Source organism: Bacillus sp. 37MA, assembly GCF_000372765.1.
GTDB classification, from domain to species: Bacteria; Bacillota; Bacilli; order Bacillales; family Domibacillaceae; genus Domibacillus; species Domibacillus aminovorans.
Genome location: NZ_KB889752.1, coordinates 958877 through 979913, shown reverse-complemented (window position 1 = coordinate 979913; position 21037 = coordinate 958877). Strand labels below are relative to the sequence as shown.

Genomic DNA, 21037 nt, shown 5'->3' with positions numbered 1-21037 from the left:
TAACCTTTCCTTTACCCCTCCTTAGTTAATTTCAATCCTTTTTGATAATATTGCGTCATCACTTCTTTAGGAACCATGCTTCCACCAGTCCCCCAAATAATATGTGTACCCTTGCTCATTTTTTCCGTTAAATTATGCTTTAGTAAATAATCGGTTCCCTCTTTACATAATTTCATTGGTCCTATCATGCCTGCTAGTGCAGAAGGTTCTAAATGAATCCCCTCTGTATCGACTAGTGCCTTTAGCAACTTATACAATTGTTCATCACTAACCGTATAATTACCACTTAAAAAAGGTTCTATAGTTTTACCCACAAATCCAGATGGCTTTCCTACAGCAAGTCCATCCGCGTCTGTTACATTATCAATACCAACATCTTGTACAGTAACTTTATCATGAAGTCCAGTCATTAAACCAAGTAACATACATGGAGAGTGGGTAGGTTCTGCAAAGAAACAGTGAACATGGTCTTGATACAATAATTTCAACCCAAAAGCTACGCCTCCAGGACCACCACCTACTCCACATGGAAGGTAAACAAACAAAGGATGATTTTCATCTATTGTTATCTCTAACTCTTCTAATTGTTTTTTCAACCGAGACGCGGCCACTGCGTATCCTAAAAATAGATCGTGGGAATTTTCATCATCTACAAAATAACATGTAGGGTCCTCATCTGCTTGGATTCGACCTTCCTCTACTGCCTTACTATAATCAGCTTCATATTCAATAACTTTGACATTTTTGTTTCTAAGCAAGTCTTTTTTCCATTGTTTTGCATCAGCTGACATATGAACAGACACATTAAAACCTAATTTTGCACTCATGATGCCTATACTAAGTCCTAAATTTCCAGTCGAGCCTACTGCAATTGAATATTGTGAGAAGAAGGTTCGAAACCTATCGCTATTTAAAATCGAATAATCATCTTGAATCGTTAACAACTGATGTTGAAAAGCTAATTCTTCTGCATGTTTGAGAATTTCATAAATCCCTCCTCTTGCTTTAATAGATCCTGATATAGGAAGGTGACTATCACACTTTAGCAATAATTCTCCTAATATAGGTTGTTGATAATCCTGTTCTAAGGATTGTTTCATGAAAGGAACTCTCACTAGAGGAGATTCTATGATACCATTCGTTCCTTTTGTTTCAGGGAAAACCTTGGCGATATATGGAGCAAAACGTATCAACCTTTCCTCTGCATCCTTTACATCCTCTTGAGTAAGGGGGGATTTTTTAATTCCCGCTTGGAATTTTCTAATATTAGGATTAATCCAAAATACTTCCTCCATCGAAATAAGCTTGTTTAGTAAAGGATATTGGTCTTTCCATGTTTGTATATCGTTGCTTTCAATCTCCTTCATTTGTCTAATCCTCCTAATTTTCTTGTAGTAAGTTGCTTTATAAATTATAATTTAATAAATTTTAATACAGTTTAACACACAATTTTCTTTATGTTAATTTGTATTTACTTTATTTAAATTAAATTTAACATTTCATTAAGGAGGATCGATTATGGAAAATATAGATATTGGTAAGAAAGTTGAAAAATACAGAAAAGCTAGAGGATTGAGTAATAGAGAGTTAGCAAAATTAGCTGAAATTACACCTTCAATGTTAAGCCAAATTGAACGAGGTTTGGCGAATCCTTCTATTCAAACCCTAAAGGTCTTAGCTAAAACCCTAAATGTTCCAACTTTTAGTTTTTTACTTGAAGAAACAAATACGGAGGATTTAATAGTAAGGTCCAGTAAACGTAAGAAAATGATCATTGATAATTTGTCTTATGAGTTATTATCACCTGATTTTACGGGTAATTTAGCAACAGCGATTATGAATGTTCCCTCGAATACTTCTTCGTCAGAGAAACTTCTAGAACATAGAGGAGAGGAAGTAGCATTTATTTTAGAAGGAAAAATTAAGGTGTATTTAGGTGAAGTAGAATATCTATTAGAAGCTGGTGATAGTGTGAAAATACCAGCAAATTTGAAACATAAATGGGAAAATAATTTTAGTCAAAATGCAGTTGTATTATTTTCAGTTACCCCACCTGCGTTTTAATCAAGATAAATTCTGCTTTCACATATTCTTTTTCAGTGATAAACCCGTCTCTTTCCATTCGGGGTCCTCTGCTTGATGCAGTATCAGCCCATATTCCAACGTAACTTACCAATAAAGAAAGGATTGAACAGTTTAATCTGCTCAATCCTTTCTTTATTGGTAAGTATAAGGTTTAATGCCCCATCATCATCGTTGCATCCGGCTTTTCTTCTGCTCCATCCCCTTCGTGATCATCCTTCAAACGTGGTTTACGCAGGGTGAGGCTCATGAGTACACCGCAGGCGGCGACACAGGCGGTAAGAAAGAAGATATCACCAAATGCGGATGCGGAGCTTTGGGCCAAGTTGGCGTTGGCTCCTGCTTCTGCCATATAGTGGGTTGTTCTAGAAGTTAAAAAACCTGTTAATCCGGCGATGGCGAACGACATCACGACCTGCTGGGTAGCTGTGGTAAGCGGTGTTACCCGGCTAACGAGTCTGCGTGGAGCGGAATTCAATACGTGTGTATTGAGCGCCATCATCGATAAACCCATACCGGCTCCCATCATAGCTAGCGGCAGCATCATCGTAGTCCTTGAGCTATCGAGGTCGACTTGGGATAACAGGAATAAAGCGGCCGTTATAATAATTAATCCGACAAAGGCAAGCGGACGGGCCCCCACTTTATCAAATAGCTTGCCCCCGATTGGCATGAACACGACAGAAGCAAGTGCCATCGGTAACGTGGTTAATCCGCTTTCCAATGGCGTATAACCTAGAAGATTTTGTAAAAATAAGGGAACCATCAGAATGGAACCAATGAGCGCAATTTGAGAAATCCAGGTTAAGATGACACCTCTTGTGAAATCGGATGAGCCGAATACGCGAAGTTCAAGAAGCGGCTGTTTCTGACGAAGCTCCACGATAATAAACAGGATAAGCGCGACACCCCCAACGATTAATCCAGTTAATGTTCGGGTAGAAGTCCAATCCGAACCGCCTTCACTCATACCAAATGCCAGCATGGAGAATGCGATTGGTGCTAATATCATTCCCCAGATGTCAAGAGCAGGAGTTTTGTGCCGCTCAATGATTGGCAAGTATTTCACACCCACTAACAATGCAGCAATACCGATAGGCAGGTTAATAAGGAATATCCAGTGCCATGATGCGAGACCAATGAGCCATCCTGACAGAATCGGTCCGGCAGCGGGTGCGAGAAGCATGGGAACACCAAGCATAGCCATTACAGAGCCTCTCTTATCAGGCGGTGAGAGCTTAAAGATCATGGCCATTCCGATTGGAGAGACCATTCCGCCGCCAAGCCCTTGAATAACTCGGAAAAGAACGAGCTGTTCTGAAGTCTGAGCGATGGCACAAAGAACCGAGCCGAGCGTGAATAGAGCAATTGTGGACAGAAAAACCTGCTTGGCCCCGAACTTATCAGTTAACCAACCAGCCAAGGGAATCACAGCCGCCAAAGATAGGGTATAACCTGTAATTGTCCATTGGATCGTTTTAAGCGAAGTGTTGAAGTACGCCTGTAGACTGGGAATAGCAACATTAACGACTGTGCTGTCTAGAATAACCATAATCATCCCGATGATTACAGCCATAAGAGGCATAATGAGTGCCTTCACTGAAAATTCAGGCTGGGGTGCTGCCGTAGTAGTGTTTTGTGTTGACATAAGTTGGTTCCTCTCCTTGACGAAAAGTTATGAACGCATTAATATTGACTTATAGTTTTTTTAAAAAACCATATAGTCAAACGTTAAGTTTTATTCTACTTTATTTCGGTTCAATGTCAATCTGTTTTTGAAAGGATGAAAAATGTTGAGTATTATCAGACAAAATATTATGGAATCCGCAACACGGCATTTTTCAAAGAATGGCTATGCGGCTACTTCAATACAAGAAATAGCAGATGATTGTGGAATTGCTAAAGGGTCATTATATAAATTTTTTCAATCGAAGGAAGATTTGTTTATCGCTTTTCACGATTCGCAGCAAAAGGCCTTTTACACTGAAATTGAAAGCATTCGAGCAGATGCAACACTATCCTTGCGGGAGGCATTTGTTCTCGAGACCGAATGTCATTTCGAATTTTTCCTGAACAATAAATTCATTATGCATGATATTAAAGAACTAAACGTCTCGAAAGGACATTTTGCCCCGTCTTTCCTTCGCTTAAGAGCAAACCTCCTAAAATCTAGCAAGGAAGGTTTGATTCGGTTACTTGGAGAAGAAGTCGATCCGAATATTTGGGATTTGGTTATCATGTATAATGGGATCGTGAGGGAATTTATTTTCCTGTTGATATTTGAAAACAAACCGCTGAATGTCAGAGAGATTGCCTTTTATATTGTTGATCGTATAGAAGAAATGGCCGCATGTATCGTACAGAAGAAAACACAGCCGATTCTGCAAAATGCGATCATGAACAATTATATGCAATGTGAGATGGCAGACGAATCGATCACGATCGCAGAGTATCGGACAAATCTACTTGAAAACTTATTATCGACAGTCAAAGAGCTTTCTATAACAAATTTCCGAAAAGCAGAGCTGAGCGATGCGATCGCTTTGCTTCAGGAAGAACTAGCAAACGAATACCCTAAATCTGTTCTTATTCATGCTTTACTGGGCTTTATAGGAAAAGAACATGAACTAGAAAATATTGTAAAACAATTGGAGAGATATATCTTTTGGCAGCAAAATAATTAGGAGTTATCGTGATTTTTGTCGCTTTAAAATAAAGCTTGATTAAATTAATACAAATAATAAGAGCATGTTTTGAAGAAAGATTGATCAAAACATGCTCTTAATGTATTCATTTGGCTTTAATTATTTATTTTTTAGGCTCTGTTAAATAACTCTGTTGATATTTGATCAAAACAAATGTATGTTCTAAATTGTATATAAGAATATTTGCGAAAAGCCAATGCGAAGGTTACCAACCCTATCATCTACCATCGGTGAAAGAGGTATGGGTAAGCGGACCGGTACACCGGGTTATGCAAAATTAAACCTCCCTCTCCGTTACTCATTTACTTATCAATTCGTGGGCCTGATTTATCAACATACCCGTATAGCCAATATGTATATGGGTATTGAAGAAGATCGGCTGATCAATAATGAAACAGACCGCGATATGAAATATCGGATATCGTGTTTCCTGTCACGTGCACAGGACCTTATGGTGAAAAATACCAGTATAAGTGCCATTAGAAATGATGTTTTCTCAAACTTATTTATCTTCTTTAACAATTTCTTAATAACTTAATTTCTTTGTATTTATAGCGTTCATTCTTTTCTCTTCTCTTTATTTGAGGCTGGCAACAACGATCACCATTCTTTGCTTCTAGCATCACTTGAATCGCTTCTTCAAAATTATGAATACTTCCGCCAAATCCCGATTGAAATTGCTTCGCTTTTTTCATAGAGTCAAAAATAATCACCTGTGGCTGACAAGTATTAAGATGAATATCTGAATTTATTACATAAGTGGCAATCCTGGCGCTGATCATTGTATCCTTTAAAAAATCATAACAAATAATTTGAGAAACTTCTTTTTTTATTTGTTGATACCGAAGTAAACCACAATGCGCGCAGCATGTATGCTCAATTCGTTGATTTAATTTGATAAGTTGAACAGATAATCTCGTATTTGATTGTTTATTACAATACGAACAAACATAAGAGGACGCATGGGTTTTCTTAGGCATGTAAAAAATTCCATTCAATGACTTTAAAATCAACTGCTGCTTCACTAATGGCTTGATGTCACTGTAAATGGTTGCTGTAGACACAGCTAACCGCTTACTAATTTCTGAAACCCGTAAAGCACCCTCTTCTTCCACCCATAACAAAATCTGTTGTTGTCGTTCTCTCGGCAGCATCTAACCCCTCCATCTTTTTATTTAAAAAAGAACCAATGATCAAAATGAAAAAAAGGACCGTCCGAAAACGGAGCCGGTCCCTCTACTCTTTTAATGAGAACCATGACTTTGATCCTCTTCAGCCTCTTCCGAAACATTTCCTACAACGAATTGTTTCTTCGGCATGACATGCATGCCGCGGGCTGTCACATGAGTTTGAACATAATAGATTCTATCTTCTTGAAAGGTTTTTTTGACACTATAGATTCCCTCTTTTTCATACTTCGCTTCAATTAGTTCACTTTCTTCTTGACTGTTTGCTTTCCATATTTCAAATTGCACATCTTCTGCATCTTCTACGTTTTCTTGATCTTGCGTTAATCGAACCTTTATCTTAACTCGTCCACGCTTTTAATGGTTTTATTTTTGGTAGGACAAAACGATCTAATAAAAAGACAATAATAATAGAAATTCCTACCAGTGGCATAATGATGCCCATCGCTAACATAATAAAGAATACTGTTCTCGTAATCTTCTTATCTTTTGATTTGGCGGGTGATCCTAATTTCCCTTCAGGTTTTCGTTTACGCCACATCATGAACGAACTAATTACTACACCAATGAGACCTAAACAAACGATAAGACCGATAAGTTGATTGGCTAAACCGAACAACCGGCCCTCATGAAGAGCGATTCCACCTTCCACCATTTTTGCCCCAAATCCAAAATCATTAAAGCGAACATCACTCAAAATAGCCCCGCTGTATTGATCCGCATGTATAGTGGCTAAGTTTTGAGGTGTTTCTGAATGTGAAATCGTGTAGACTCCTTTTTCACCTTCTGGCAGCGATATCGTATACGGCTTTTTAATGTTTTCATTACTCGCTATGTGAGTGACTTCTTCCAGCGTTAAAGGAACATATTCACCTACTGATGAAGAAGGAACGGGTAATTTCTCATTTGCCCATGGTATATCTTCTGCAACATCTTTCGTATACGTAATAGATTCCGGTTTTTCTCCCCAGTCATAGGCAAATTGTGGTGCGACTGCTAATTTTTGAATTTGTGGTCCCATGACGCCTGACCACGGAAGTCCAGTGGCAATTAAAATCAAAATACCTGCAGATAACCAGAAGGCTGGCACGGCATGCATATCCCGCCAAAAGATTCTACGGTTTTTTGTAAACCTCGGTAAGATGGTCCCCCATATGGATGCTTTATTTCTTGGCCACCATATATATAATCCCGTTATAAGCAATATCACTGCCCAGCATGCAGCAAGTTCCACCAACCGATTGGCAAATGTACCGCCAACAATTAATTCACTATGCAGCTTTTTGAATATCGTCGTTAACTTTTCGTCATTGTTTAATGAACCCGTTATTTCCCCGTTATAAGGATCGATAAAAACAGAAAAAGCTTGTTCGTTCTCCATTAAGCCAATTTCATTTGTTCGAGATGAATCATCGTACGTTTTAAATGAAGTAATGGTCGCTTCAGGATAGTTTTCCTTTATTTTTTCTATTTGTGCAGAAGGTGCTACAGTAGATGCACTTTCTTCTTGAACATAATACAAATCTTTATAAAGCACAGATTCAATTTGTGGTTTAAATAAATAGACACCGCCACTAAAAGCTAGAATGATAAGAAATGGAGAAAAAATAAGACCCGCATAAAAGTGCCATCTCCATACCGTTTGATAAAGAGAGGCCCTTGTTCGTTTTTTTGTTGATTTTTCTTGTTGTTGACTTGGTTGCTCTATTTTTATTGCTTCCATTTGATTTGCTCCTTTTTATTTTTTAATACGGAAACATCGGAAAATCTCAAATTTGATACTTGTTCTATCTATGTTAAAAAATGTTTTAATTGTTCGTTTAGAAAAATGTGACTGCTCCATTCTTTTTTAACTAAGTTTACAATCGTCTTTTAATACATGTTAATATCTCCTTGAATCCATTGCTATTCCTGTCCTTTTAGATACTATACTTATGCTTCCGTTGTATACTATCATAAATTGAACTGCTCTTGATAGATTGTAAAAAGCGGTTCTGATTGTTCATTTATAACATTTGATAACATAAATAGATGAAATATAGTTTATGATTCCGTTTTTTTTATATTTTTATGATCGATTTCCTCCATTGAATTAGGGCTTTCTTAAGCTATCATATAAATTATCAATAAGCTCTTGCGCTCGCACTTTTGGGAAACCCTCGATGTCGTAAATGTATTTCTCAGGATAAAGCGCGGATAGCTGTCCCCCCTCCCAATTGTGGTAGACTTTCAATAACTTTCACTGATAATTGCCGCATTCCCGCATAAAAAGCGGTAAATAAACCTATTGGACCTCCACCAATAATCGTCAGATCCAAAGTTTGATCATTTTGAGACATTCCATTCACTTCTTATAAGATGCTCAACGTCTTAAATTATTTTGACTTTCCCATCTCAGATAATTCGATGACAAACATGATGTAATTAATTCTTTTCATTGTTTAAGTATCTCGCTCTTATCTAGATTCACTTCGTAAAGCTAGGCAAATACGTGTATTCCGTATAAGCTGACTTTTAAACAAAATTTTCAAAAACAAGTAACCACCCCTTTTTAAGTTGTTAAAAGGTTAAACAGAATTTATATATTTCCCCTTACAGGTTTTCATTATAGAAACAAAATATGAAATATGTGTGAATTCCTAGATGATTTATTTTTTAGTCATGATTTTAAATAGAATTTCTATAGGAACTCATAAAAACTTCACATTTATTTTAATAAGATAGGTATAATACTTCTGTTATATGAAATTGAAAAGCGAGGTTTAAAACGTGAGTGGAATAACTGTGATGATTATAGACGATGAAGAAACAATGAGAGCATTAGTAAAAACATTTCTACACCAAGAAGGATATTCTGTTATTGAAGCCTCAAATGGAATGGATGCTCTTACGTTGATAAAAAATAAAGAACCGGATCTTCTATTAGTGGACGTTATGATGCCCTATATGGATGGATTTTCATTTGCTAGTGAATTGAAAAAGAATCACAATATCCCTCTCATATTTTTATCCGCAAGAGGAGAGGAATGGGATAAAGTGCAAGGACTTAAACTTGGTGGAGACGATTACATTGTGAAACCATTTCACCCAGGTGAGCTACTGGCAAGAATTGAATCTGTCTTAAGAAGGACAAGACAACTTCCAACATCACACGATAGAGTAACCATTGGACCACTGGTTCTTGATGCACTTGCTTACAAAGCATTAATAAATAATCAGGCTCTGTCATTAACATTAAAAGAATTTGAAATGCTTTCCATGCTCGCTAAGAACAATGGGACCGTTTTTACAAGAGAACAGCTCTTGGAATCTGTATGGGGAAATATCTACAGTGGCACAGGGCGTACAGTCGATACTCACATTAAAACATTACGATTAAAATTAAAAGAACATTCCTATCTCATTCAAACAGTCTGGGGTGTCGGCTATAAATTTGAGGTGTAGTCGTTGAAAATCAAAAAGTTAAATTTGAGTCAAAAAGTTTTATTTCTTATCGTTGCAAGTATTCTATTTAGTATTCTGTTTTCATTTTTCTTTCTTCATTTTCTATATAAGGAGCTGTACATTAACAGCATTAAAGAATCTGTTATTTATCAAGGAGAAAGGACGGCTTCTCATTATCACTATGGTTCTCTTAGCGATGAAATCATCGAAAAAATCCAATGGTACAATATTGTATCTGAATATGAAGTGATCGTGGTAGATAATATTGATGAACTAACGACATATTTTCCTTATGAAGTTAACTATGAAGCTCTGATTAATGATCAGGATCGTAAACATTTAGAAAATGGGGACTATATCATCAAGGACGGTTATGTAAAGGAGTTTAACAGGGAAATTGTAGGTGCGGTATTCCCCATAATGGGCGAAACCGGACTTATAGGTTTCATTTACGTATACGTCCCTTTAGCTGATCTTCAGGAAGTATTTAAAGGAAGTCTCCCTATTTTAGTTCTTGCTGGTTCTATATTTTTCATTCTTCTTTTTCTTATGGTTAATCAGATTCGAAGATCCCTGTTTCAGCCGCTTAATGAGATTCAAGAATTTTCAAAAGAGGTTTCAAAAGGCAACTATTCAAATCGTTTACTGAATACGAATGATGATGAGATTGGTGAGTTAGCTCTTGCTTTCAATTCAATGAGCCAGTCGTTAGAGGAGCAAGAAGCTCGAAAAAAAGAGTTTTTATCAAATGTGGTTCATGAACTGAGGACCCCTTTAACTTATATCGGTGGCTATACTCAAGCGTTAAAACAACAAATCTATACTTCTCCTGAAGAAGCTCAACATTATTTGAACACCATTGAAAATGAAACAAATCGTTTGAAGAAGCTTATTCATGATGTAATTGAACTGGACCATCTTCAAGAACATATGTACATTCTGAATGAAGAACCTATGGCAATTGCCCAACTATTTTTAGATACTCTTGCTCTTTTTGATATCCGTATAACTGAAAAACAGTTAAAAATCGAATTAGATATTCAAGAAGACCTTATTATCAACGGAGACACTAAACGAATGCAGCAGGTTTTCTACAACCTTTTAGATAATGCTATAAAATATTCATCTGAACAAAGCATGATTAAGCTGAACCTAATTGCAGAAAACAAAAAGCTATTGTTTCAAGTAAATAATAAAGGAAATGATATATCTGAAATGGATCTTGACCATATCGGGGAACGATTTTTCCGTACAGATAAAGCAAGAAGCAGATCTACAGGCGGTACAGGTCTAGGCATATCGATTGTAAAAGAAATTATAAGACTGCATGGTGGATCATTTTCACTCAGCAGCGATTCAGTAAACGGGACAACCGTTACGATCAAATTGCCGCTTCTTTTATAAGCCGTTAGATTTGACTTAGACAAGTTGTTTATTTTTTTGTAATATACACAAACACCGTTCTAATATTAGGACGGTGTTTCAATATGATTCTCTTTCTTGACTATCGCCATCCGGTTTTACTGTAAAATATAATACCTTACCTACTATTTAAATTTTTTCTCCAGATTGTCTGTTTGTTTCTTTCCTGTTTTAAAGACATTGGACAGGGAGCGTCAATACTCCCTGTCCAATGTCTTTTATCATAAACAGAATGTGAAAAATTATATTACGGATGATTATTCATGGTTCAATATGGAAACCCTAGTGCAAGACAAAAATAAAGGAGACAAGTGGGATGTACGAAAGCCTCTATGAATATTTGCTCATTTCACTGACAGGACTGTTAAGTGCTCCTCATTGTGTCGGAATGTGCGGCGGAATTATGTCTACGTGGACATTGCAATCAAAAGCTCCTCTTCTGCAAACAGTTATGGCGTACAATGTTGGACGTATCATTACCTATATGGTTGTTGGGGGATTTATGGGGTTTATCGGTTCTTTTGTGGATGCCGCAGGAAGGATCGTAGGTTTGCAGGGGATGGCTAACATCCTGGGTGGTTTATTTATTTTGTTATGGGTATTTAAGAAGTATTCTTTGCCAATAACAAAATGGACTCCCATTCAACTTCCTATTGTTCAGAACATTTTAGCAAAAAACAAGGAGAAAGTCGGTGTGTTTCCCATCTTTTTCAGTGGTCTGTTATTAGGATTTTTACCTTGTGGATTAACGTATGCCATGCATATGAAAGCAGCTGCCACAGGTAGTACTTGGAGTGGAGTAATTACTTTATTATTTTTTGGGATAGGTACATTGCCAGCTTTGCTTGTCGTCGGTTTGTTTTCTGTAGCATTAAGTAAAACACTTCGTAGTAAAGTTCTTTTGTTTGCCAATGCATTAGCTGTCTTCATCGGAATCGTATCGATATTAAGAGGGATGGTGATTAATGGATGGATTCCAAGTATTAATCCTTGGTTGTGGTAAAACATTCATTAACAAACGGCTAGATATACAATGTAGTTGTTGCAGAACCATCTTTTTCTTTGCCATCCACGTACGTACCAACCATGACAGGAATGATCTGTATTTAATAGCTGGACAGGCCTTCTTTTAAGCACCAGGCTAGAAAAAGTGCCTGAAAGCTTTATCGGTTCCTCGGGTGCGGTCTTTTCATGTTTCTAAGCCTTGTGTCATAGCAGTTGATAAGAACCCTGCCTATCCAGTCGCCATTCAACAACTGAAACAGGAGAAAAAGTGCCTGAAGGCATTCAGGTTAGGCAAATACGATATCTAAACAATATCGTAGAACAAGACTATCGATTCGTCAAAAGGCGTGTTCGTACTATGTTGGGATTCAAGTCTTTTCAAACAGCCATTTGTATTGTAAGTGGCTTAGAAGCTATGCATATGATGAAAAAAGGGCAGGTTCACCAACAACAGGGGAAATCTGTCCAAAATGAAGTTGAATTCATTCATAAGTTTTTTGGATTAGCTGCTTAATCTCCAAGTTAACAAGATATGGCCATTTCAATGTTCCTAGTGAGTTATTTTCGCACCGGAACCGATGGAATATACTACGTTCATACCCATGTCACGACACGAGGTCTAAATGTCATGCCAAAGAAACAATTCGTTGTAGGAAATGTTTCGGAAGAGGAACTAAATTCCATTAACGAAGAATCTCAAAATCAAGAGCAAAGTCATGATCATGGTCATCATCATTAAAATTATTTGAAAATCCAGTTTTCATTTGAAGACCGGATTTTTTATGAATATTTCTTTAGCGTTAGCAATTTGTACTTTCGTCTTCCATAAAATGTATTATCGTGGGTAATATGTAAAAATGTTGGTGGTATCCCTAATGGAGCTAATAGATTTTAACTCTCTTTAATTTAAGTGAGTTTAACACGACAGACACTGAGCTGAAAGCCATTGCTGCGCCTGCCAACCAAGGAGCCAAAAAACCAAGCATGGCAAATGGAATCATAATAATATTATATAAAAATGCCCAAAGGAAATTTTGTTTAATATTCGTCATTGTTTTTTTACTAATTATGATCGCATCAGCAACCCGATTTATATCACCCTTCATAACCGTCACATCTCCTGATTCAATAGCTATGTCGGAACCGGTCCCTATCGCAATTCCTATATCGGCGACTGTCAATGCTGGTGCATCATTAATACCATCACCTACCATCACCACTTTATTTCCTTTTTGCTGAAATTGTTGTACAATTTCTGCCTTGTCTTGCGGCGTAACCTCTGCATGATATTTTTCTATGCCAATCTTTTTCGCTACAGACATGGCAGTATATCTATTATCTCCTGTCAACATGACTACTTCTATTCCCATCCGTTTCAAACGAGAAACTGCAATTTTTGAAAATGAATTTATTTCGTCGGCAACTGCTATAATCCCAGCAAAACGAGAGTCTATAGATGCTACCATCACCGTTTTTCCTTCCTGCTCAAGCTCTTTAAGCAGATTAGTTGCTTTAAGGGGAAGGGAAACATTATTTTTTATGTAATGCCTTGGGTTGGCAATCACAACCTTTTTCCCGTTTACTGACGCTTTAATACCATATCCCGGAATAGATAGAACTTGAGTTGCATTTGGAAGAATACTTATCTTTTTTTTCGCCTTTTTTACTATTGCTTGAGCTACAGGATGCTCCGAAGCACTTTCAGCTGCACCTACGATTTCTAAAAATGCATTTTCACTAAAATGTTCAACGTAAATGTCGGTAACCTGAGGCTTTCCTTTTGTAATCGTTCCCGTTTTATCAAAGATTACGGTGTTATTTTTACCTAGCAGTTCAAGAAATTTCCCTTCTTTAAAAAGAATTCCTAGTTGTGCGGCGCGACCACTTCCTACCATAACAGAAGTAGGGGTTGCTAATCCAAGGGCGCATGGACAGGCGATAATTAAAACTGCAATCACTTTTTCCAAAGCTCCGTTAAAATAACCCGGTTGAAAAACGGTATACCAGGCTACAAATGTAACCACAGCAATTGTAATCACAATGGGTACGAATACTTCAGTAATTTTATCTGCTATATGTTGGATCGGTGCTTTAGATGCTTGTGCTTCCTCTACGATACGAATAATTTGTGACAAGGTAGTTTCAGAGTCTTTTTTTGTTACTTTAATTTTCAATAGTCCATTCTGATTCATTGTCCCAGCATATACAGAACTTCCTAGATCCTTTTCAACTGGTATGCTTTCTCCAGTTAATAAAGATTCATCAATCATGGAGTTTCCATTGATAACTTGTCCATCAACTGGAACCTTTTCGCCTGGTTTAACAACAATGATCTCTCCAGGTAAAATTTTATCAACCGATGATTTCGTCTCCTTACCGTTCAAATACAAGGTCGCTGTTTTGGTTTGTAATTGATACAGTTTCTTGATAGCCTCTGTTGTTCTTAATTTTGTTCTCGCTTCTAGCAACTTTCCTAACAAGATAAACGTAATAATAAACGCACTTGTTTCATAGAACAAACCCATTGAATGAGAGTCATTTAGAGTGTTTATTTTTAGGGAAACCATAGTAAGATAATGACTATAAAAAAAGGCAGCAGATGTGCTCAACACCACTAAAACATCCATGTTTGCACTTCTATTTTTCAGTGCTTTCCAAGCTCTATCGTAAAATTGAAACCCGATAATGAACTGAATTGGGAATGTAATAGCCAATTGGAACAATGGATTAATAAATAACTCTGGTACATTAATAAAAGAAGTCCACTTAAAATGAGCAAGCATCGCCCATGCTAAGGGGAGAGTAAGCAATGCCGAAAGAACAAACTTCCATTGGAGAATGCTAATTTCTTTGCGTTTTAATTTATCTGATTGAACGTTATTTTGGCCTGCTTCACTTGCCTCAAATCCGATTTTATTGATTTTATTTATGATTTCGGAAATGCCTGTCCGATTTTTATCAAACGTAACACGACCTTTTTCAGTTGTTAAATTTACATTAACGTCAGACACGCCTTTTATTTTTGAAACTACTTTTTCTATTCTTGCAGAACATGCAGCACAATGCATTCCTTTAACTTCTATATGCGTTGTTTGTTTCATGACATTTTCTCACCACTTTCATACTTTATGATTCATTCTATTAAAGTTAGACTTTTTTAGAACAAATTGAACAATTTCTTAAAAAATGGCTCAATCCCCTGACGCTGTATTAAGCAGATTCGGTCAGCCTCATATGTTGATTACTTAATTTGGATTTATATAACTCCAGTCAATGTCTGTCACAATACCTCAATCCACCCCAAATTCAATCCAATATTGATGTTCAATTTCAAACTTAGCAATAACTCGGTTATCACTCAATTCTCCAGAAGGCTTCACCGTTCTTGCAAGGTATTTTATTTCGTTATCACGACGAACAGTCATAAGAAAATCAGTAGTCATTACAATGGGAGTTCGAGTTGTGGGATCTACGGAGTGGTTAATCTGCTTATCCTCGGCTATCTGGATTGTTTTCTCTTGATCAAGGGGAAATTGTTCTCTTATATCAATCACATCTTCTGACCAGTCAAGAAGATAACAGTAATCTCGTTCTAAATCGGAAAGAAAGTGATAAATACGGTTTGTTTTCCAACCTTTAAATCGATGTACACGACCTGAAGAGGGAACATTTTGAATCGTCAGCCATGGTTTGTAACTTGCTAATTCACCTTTTCCACGTCCTTCAGCGTAGTAACGAGCGATTTTTTCTTCTTTCCAACCATTTGTGCGCTTTGACATAAGGAAACCTCCATTATTTGAATAGAAAAAAGCTGCTATTATGATTAGCTCATAACAACAGCTTCAGTAAACATCTTTTTTACCAAATAAAGAACTTTTTTCTATGGAACACCTCTTTCTTAGAATATTAGTCTAGTCCATCGCTGTTATGATGGACTTTTTTCATGTGATTTACTATACCAGAAGGTTTTAAAATTACGGGAAATATAATTCACTTTTTGAGTGAATTTACCGCTTTTATACATCGTAAATATCCATGATATAAAAAGGGAGAAGCTTGTGAAGTTGATTCTAATACGTTTTTACATTCTGAGACTGGCTTCTCTGTTGGCCGTAAATCGGGTTAGATCTATCTATCGGAATCATTTTTATACTTAAGGAGAATAGTAATCAACAGTTGGATCAATGTTAACTTCTTGTTATGGTGAGTATGTCTAACGAACAGCCTCGAATGTGTGTTTAATGGAAGTAATATGACCATCGGTCTGGATTTTAATATCAGCGACCCAGGTTCCCACCATAACAGGAACAACCTTGGCTACATAGGCCCTATCTCCTTTTTTTTCAGCCTCAACAACTAGGTCACCATGATCCATTCCTGGCATGGAAAGATTGACTATTATCGCTTCTGGGTTTTTTTTCATTGAATCGTCCCATGTGATACGAAGTTCATTTTCTTTTAGAATTTTAGCTGGTTGAGGATTCATATTGACTTGAAGGTTCGGCTTTTTATCTTCAACAGAGATGCTTGGAGAGTGTGCGACAGAAATAGGCTGGTCAGTAGGATTTGTTTGGACATTTGCTGTATCTTCAGAGCACCCTACAGTCAAAAGTATAGTAGAGGTGGTACAAAAATAGATCCATTTTTTCGGCATTTTTTACCCTCACTTTCACTTGTTCGTTCATACTCTTTCTTATCATATTCGACACAGGAATAGACATAACAGGTTTGGCATAGAAATAAAAGTAAAGTTCTTATTAGGACAATAATCAGAGAAGATAACCATCCAATTGCCTGGTCATAACCAAGCACTTGGACGATTTTTTATTCGTGTGCTGATTCAAATTGTTTTGGTAATGTTTTAAACGTTGCTTCACACATAGGACAACAAAATGTATAAGTCTTCCCATTATATGTTGCCGTTAATTGGTGATTTTTCGCATTGCTTTCAAATCCACAAACATCACATTTGTTCATGCGTACACCTCCTTCATATGCATTATGTACTTTGAATAACCGTTTTAAACACTTTCACTTCCATAAAATCGGTACATCCTGTTTGTCTCTTGTTTGAATAAAATAAAATCAATCGTGGTTCCTTTGGAGTCCACTGCACGATACAGGCACTTCCATCCCCCGTTTACCCGAAAAACAGTTAAAAATCAAATTAGATATTCAAGAAGACCTTATTGTGAATGGAGATACTAATAGGACGGTGTTTCAATATGATTCTTTTTCTTGACTATCGCCATCCGGTTTTACTGTAAAATATAATACCTTACCTATTATTAAACTTTTTTCTCCAGATTGTCTGCTTTTGCTTTCTTGTTTTAAAGAAATAATATCGGTATATTGTTGAAGAATTTATAATCTTTCCTCACACATATTTCACAATCATCGTTTATTCTTGTTATACATATGCAAATTCTTTATCTGTCCAAGAATACTATAGAAATGAGGCGCAAATTGAAAAATATTATGATCCTTGTCATGGTCCTAATTTCAGGATTTCTTTCAGCATGTAATTTTAATGGTAATGAACCTTATCAAATGAAATCCTTTACTTTTACGAATCAACATGGACAAGCTTTTGGAGTTGAAGATCTGAAAGGAAAAGTATGGATTGCAGATTTTATCTTTACTAGCTGTGAGACAGTCTGCCCGCCAATGACCGCTAATATGGCTGCTTTGCAGAAAAAATTAAAATCTGAAGACATCCCAGTGGAGTTCATATCCATTAGCGTCGATCCTTCAGTCGACACACCAGAAAAACTTCGTGAATTTATGAAAAAATTTACCAACGATGATTCTAATTGGAATATGCTGACTGGCTATTCTCAGCAGGAAATTGAGAAGTTTGCAAGAGAAGAATTTCAAACCCTTATTCAAAAACCTGAATCATCTGATCAGGTCATACATGGGACTAATTTTTATTTAATCAACCAAAACGGTGAAATTATAAATGATTATAGCTTTACCCTAGGAGACGACTTTAAAGAGATAATAGCAGACGTCAAGAAACAGACGAAATTATAAGAAACAAAGGAAAACAAGGATGTCCAGTATAAATATGTATTTAATACAGGTAGGATATTGAAAGGTTAAACGGGATTTATATAGAATCGAACACAATGAGCTGTGATTGACAGCTATTCAGATGAGCCTCTGAGCCTCTTTATTTTGTTGTGGCATTGCAGTAGACCGCCATTTCAGATCCATAATAGATTTTAAGTAAGATGGGATTGTGTTTTTCATACGCTAAGGGGAAATCAAATTTGTTATAGATTTAAAACGATAAGAAATTATCCAAGAAAATTCCTGTTTTTGAATGAAAACAGGAATTTTTGTATCAGAACCACAAGTTTCGTTAAGGGACATTGATTTGAATACACCTAACTTTAAGCATAAACGAAAAACCTACCCAAAACTCTTAACGAAACGGATCACGCACTTGAATTGTCTATACTTATCTAGACAGAAAAACAAAGGTCATATACCCTTGATCTAAAACAGATAATAAGCCCAAACCATGAACAAGCGAAAAAGGTGGTCATGAGTGATTTAACATATATAATCATAAAAACGGTGTTTGTCAATCAGATGACTTTTGATAGTTTAGAACATCTGATGCTCTAATCCATGGAATACAAACGATTGTCCATTAAATATAGCTCTGACATTCCAGTCAAAAGTGCAATTTAAATAGGAGTTATCAGTTCACGGGAGATCGGGTGCTTCAGTTGATCTAGTTGATCCATATCGTTTAAAGTTTCAATAATCCTTCCCTTATCAATGACCATGAGTTGATCAGCTAGATATCGAACCGTATGTAAATCATGAGATATAAATAGATAAGACAATTGAAACATGTCCCTTAGATCGGCCAAGAGATCTATGATGTCTGCCTGTACAACCATGTCTAAACTACTCACCGGTTCATCAAGTAGGATCATTTTGGGCTTGAGTGCAATCGCTCTAGCAATATTCACTCTTTGCAACTGACCGCCGCTACATTGATGAGGATATTTCTTCATCTCATCCGGATGTAAGCGGACAATCTCAAGAAGCTCCTGCACTCTTTTTCTTTGTTGTTCTGCCGTCATTTTTTCATAATTTCGTAATGGTTCACCCACAATCTCTTCTACGGTTAATCGAGGATTTACCGAGTTGTAACAGTCTTGAAAAACAACTTGTAAATCTCGTCTGAGTATTTTAAGCTCATGGGAATGTAACTTGAACAGGCTCTTGCCTCGAAATCGCACCTCTCCCTGATCGGGTTTTTCTAACCCTAGAATGATTTTTACGAGTGTACTCTTCCCAGATCCACTTTCTCCTATCAACCCTAGACAAGTATCTCGATCAAGGCTAAAAGAAACATTATTAACTACCTCGTTTTTTTGAGATGTACGCCCGTAACGGGTTTTAAGAGAATACGTTTTGGTTACTTCGCTCACCTCTAATAAAGACATATGTCATTCTCCTTTAACATGAGCCTTCCTTTTCATAACTAATAAAGCTACTTCTTCTGACTCTTCTTTTGTTTAACCGTTGTCTTGATTCTACTAACAAATTCGTATAGAAGTGTTGTGGGTTCTCAAACAAGTTCTGTACTGATGCAGTTTCTACAAAACTGCCTTTATACATCACTGCTACCTCATCTGCCAATTGAGATACCACATTAAGGTCATGAGAAACAAGTAAAATGGCTGTCCCATAGTTCTCACGCAATTTATTCAACTGATCTAAAACCCTAAGCTGATTTTTTATATCGAGAGCAGTCGTAGGCTCGTCAGCAATGATTAAAGACGGTTGTAAAGAAACAGCCAAAGCAATCATAATCCGTTGCAACATCCCGCCACTTAGTTGAAAAGGGTACTGGTGAAGTAATTTATGAGGATGAGTGAGTCCCAATTCCTGCAAATACTTGACAGCCAACTCACGAGCATCCTTTCGCGTTATAGGAAGATGGCTCTTCAACGTTTCTATAAAATGACTTTCGATTGTAAGCACAGGATTAAAAGCTGTCATTGGATTTTGCATAATCAAGGCTACCTCTTTCCCTCGTAATAACCTCTTTTCGTTTACTGATGAATGGAAGATGTTTTTATTATTTAAATAAATACTCCCTTGTACGGCACTAGCTCCATCTGGTAACAGATTCATTACAGACAAACAAGTTAATGTCTTTCCACATCCACTTTCTCCTACGATCCCGAATACCTTTCCAGATTCCATTTGAAAGCTTACACCATTAACAGCCTGAACAGTTTGAGAGGGTGTCCGTATCTGTACATGCAAATTATCCACAGATAACACCATTTTTTTATTCATAAGCCATAACCCCGTTTATTTATGAGTCGGGTCTAAAAGATCCCGCAGTGAATCCCCAAGCAGATTAAAGGACATCACAACTAGCATAATCATCATACCTGGATATAACATTAATGATGGATAATTTCGCAAAAACTGTTTGCTATCATTAATCATCACGCCCCACTCAGCGGTGGGCGGCTGAATGCCAAGACCAAGAAAAGATAATCCTGAAATGTGCAAGATAACCGTCCCTATATCCAAAAAAGCAAAAATAAGAACTTGAGGCAATATGTGAGGTAACATATGTCTAATAATGATAATAGTATCCGTCGTACCAGCTATCTTAGCAGCCATAATAAAATGTCGCTCTTTCATAACAAGCATCAATCCCCGAATCATGCGTGCGTAGGGCACCCATTGAACAATCACCAAAGCTATAATGAGATTTTTAAAAGTTGGTCCCAATATTCCAATCAGCGCTAAGGATAAGACAAGACTTGGAAATGACAATAGTACATCACAAAGTCTCATGAAAACTTGATCAATCCAACCACCCTTATAGCCTGCAAAGGTACCGATAATGATACCGATAAAAATGCTTATACCCATAACAAGAAAGGCAGCACCTATAGAAACTTGTGTGCCATAAATGATTCTAGATAAAACGCATCGACCTAAGTGGTCCGTGCCAAGCGGAAAAGTTAAAGACGGTTCTTTTAATTTATTTGATAAATCAATTAGATTTGGATCATGAGGAGCTAGAATTGGTGCAAAAATGGCGATCATTATCATTATGGAAATAATGATAAGACTCAGAACAAGCAGCTTATTCTGAAAGATTTTTATTCGATCCATCTTTACCATCCTGGACTCTCTCCT

18 protein-coding genes and 2 pseudogenes are annotated in these 21037 nt (G+C 36.8%); 7 read left to right on the top strand and 13 right to left on the bottom strand.

The genetic code is table 11. The annotated features are described in order from the left end of the window. Positions 1–11: 11 nt before the first annotated feature. Positions 12–1367, bottom strand: coding sequence for a D-serine ammonia-lyase (dsdA, locus tag A3M5_RS0105420; RefSeq protein ID WP_018392747.1), 1356 nt, complete (start codon positions 1365–1367; stop codon positions 12–14). Positions 1368–1518: 151 nt separating this feature from the next. Here dsdA and A3M5_RS0105415 point away from each other — a divergent pair, with 151 nt between their 5' ends. Further along, the gene (locus tag A3M5_RS0105415) at positions 1519–2064 is read left to right on the top strand and encodes a helix-turn-helix domain-containing protein (protein WP_018392746.1); all 546 of its coding nucleotides are present in this window, start codon (positions 1519–1521) and stop codon (positions 2062–2064) included. A 172-nt stretch (positions 2065–2236) separates the two neighbouring features. Here A3M5_RS0105415 and A3M5_RS0105410 read toward each other — a convergent pair whose 3' ends face one another. Further along, entirely contained in the window at positions 2237–3730 is a 1494-nt protein-coding gene (locus A3M5_RS0105410) for a DHA2 family efflux MFS transporter permease subunit (RefSeq protein WP_018392745.1), read from the bottom strand. A gap of 142 nt (positions 3731–3872) precedes the next feature. Here A3M5_RS0105410 and A3M5_RS0105405 point away from each other — a divergent pair, with 142 nt between their 5' ends. Then, positions 3873–4766, top strand: a complete 894-nt coding sequence (locus tag A3M5_RS0105405) for a TetR/AcrR family transcriptional regulator (RefSeq protein ID WP_082193857.1) — start codon at positions 3873–3875, stop codon at positions 4764–4766. A gap of 536 nt (positions 4767–5302) precedes the next feature. Here A3M5_RS0105405 and A3M5_RS0105395 read toward each other — a convergent pair. The 4 genes and pseudogenes from A3M5_RS0105395 to A3M5_RS24420 form a co-directional block, all read right to left on the bottom strand. Next, positions 5303–5941: a DeoR family transcriptional regulator gene (locus A3M5_RS0105395; RefSeq protein WP_018392742.1), complete on the bottom strand. Its 639-nt coding sequence runs from the start codon at positions 5939–5941 to the stop codon at positions 5303–5305. A gap of 90 nt (positions 5942–6031) precedes the next feature. Further along, a complete protein-coding gene (locus A3M5_RS22310) occupies positions 6032–6313 on the bottom strand; it encodes a FixH family protein (RefSeq protein ID WP_082193856.1) in 282 nt (93 codons plus the stop codon). A gap of 1 nt (position 6314) precedes the next feature. After that, the gene (locus A3M5_RS0105385) at positions 6315–7697 is read right to left on the bottom strand and encodes a PepSY-associated TM helix domain-containing protein (protein ID WP_018392740.1); all 1383 of its coding nucleotides are present in this window, start codon (positions 7695–7697) and stop codon (positions 6315–6317) included. A 375-nt stretch (positions 7698–8072) separates the two neighbouring features. After that, a pseudogene (locus A3M5_RS24420) lies at positions 8073–8313 on the bottom strand (NAD(P)-binding protein); the annotation flags it as partial. A 430-nt stretch (positions 8314–8743) separates the two neighbouring features. On the opposite strand from A3M5_RS24420, the gene A3M5_RS0105375 reads away from it, so the two are divergent. The 4 genes and pseudogenes from A3M5_RS0105375 to A3M5_RS22305 form a co-directional block, all read left to right on the top strand. After that, positions 8744–9418, top strand: coding sequence for a response regulator transcription factor (locus A3M5_RS0105375; RefSeq protein WP_026221595.1), 675 nt, complete (start codon positions 8744–8746; stop codon positions 9416–9418). A 3-nt stretch (positions 9419–9421) separates the two neighbouring features. Next, the gene (locus A3M5_RS0105370) at positions 9422–10822 is read left to right on the top strand and encodes a sensor histidine kinase (RefSeq protein WP_018392738.1); all 1401 of its coding nucleotides are present in this window, start codon (positions 9422–9424) and stop codon (positions 10820–10822) included. A gap of 334 nt (positions 10823–11156) precedes the next feature. Then, on the top strand, positions 11157–11843 hold the full coding sequence (locus A3M5_RS0105365; protein WP_018392737.1) for a sulfite exporter TauE/SafE family protein: 687 nt from the start codon (positions 11157–11159) through the stop codon (positions 11841–11843). Between the two features lie 175 nt (positions 11844–12018). Then, positions 12019–12359 (top strand): annotated as a pseudogene (locus tag A3M5_RS22305) (DDE-type integrase/transposase/recombinase); the annotation flags it as partial. Positions 12360–12726: 367 nt separating this feature from the next. Here A3M5_RS22305 and A3M5_RS22300 read toward each other — a convergent pair. The 4 genes from A3M5_RS22300 to A3M5_RS24410 form a co-directional block, all read right to left on the bottom strand. After that, positions 12727–14946 (bottom strand): heavy metal translocating P-type ATPase, encoded by a 2220-nt coding sequence (locus A3M5_RS22300; RefSeq protein WP_018392734.1) that lies wholly within the window; start codon positions 14944–14946, stop codon positions 12727–12729. Positions 14947–15135: 189 nt separating this feature from the next. Further along, entirely contained in the window at positions 15136–15624 is a 489-nt protein-coding gene (locus A3M5_RS0105345) for a TnsA endonuclease N-terminal domain-containing protein (RefSeq protein ID WP_018392733.1), read from the bottom strand. A 434-nt stretch (positions 15625–16058) separates the two neighbouring features. After that, on the bottom strand, positions 16059–16499 hold the full coding sequence (locus A3M5_RS23655) for a hypothetical protein (RefSeq protein WP_018392732.1): 441 nt from the start codon (positions 16497–16499) through the stop codon (positions 16059–16061). A 170-nt stretch (positions 16500–16669) separates the two neighbouring features. Continuing rightward, the gene (locus tag A3M5_RS24410) at positions 16670–16822 is read right to left on the bottom strand and encodes a YHS domain-containing protein (protein WP_018392731.1); all 153 of its coding nucleotides are present in this window, start codon (positions 16820–16822) and stop codon (positions 16670–16672) included. Between the two features lie 477 nt (positions 16823–17299). On the opposite strand from A3M5_RS24410, the gene A3M5_RS0105330 reads away from it, so the two are divergent. After that, positions 17300–17881 carry an SCO family protein gene (locus A3M5_RS0105330; protein ID WP_231373215.1) on the top strand — a complete coding sequence of 194 codons (582 nt, stop codon included), beginning with the start codon at positions 17300–17302 and terminating at the stop codon, positions 17879–17881. A 662-nt stretch (positions 17882–18543) separates the two neighbouring features. Here the strand turns inward: A3M5_RS0105330 and A3M5_RS22290 are convergent. Genes A3M5_RS22290 through nikC form a run of 3 tightly spaced genes read right to left on the bottom strand, consistent with a single transcriptional unit; the run spans position 18544 to position 21022 of the window. Further along, entirely contained in the window at positions 18544–19314 is a 771-nt protein-coding gene (locus A3M5_RS22290) for an ABC transporter ATP-binding protein (RefSeq protein WP_018392729.1), read from the bottom strand. A gap of 13 nt (positions 19315–19327) precedes the next feature. Then, complete coding sequence (locus A3M5_RS0105320; protein WP_018392728.1) at positions 19328–20176, bottom strand: ABC transporter ATP-binding protein; 849 nt, start codon at positions 20174–20176, stop codon at positions 19328–19330. Positions 20177–20191: 15 nt separating this feature from the next. Continuing rightward, a complete protein-coding gene (gene nikC, locus A3M5_RS0105315) occupies positions 20192–21022 on the bottom strand; it encodes a nickel ABC transporter permease subunit NikC (protein ID WP_018392727.1) in 831 nt (276 codons plus the stop codon). Positions 21023–21037: the final 15 nt, after the last annotated feature.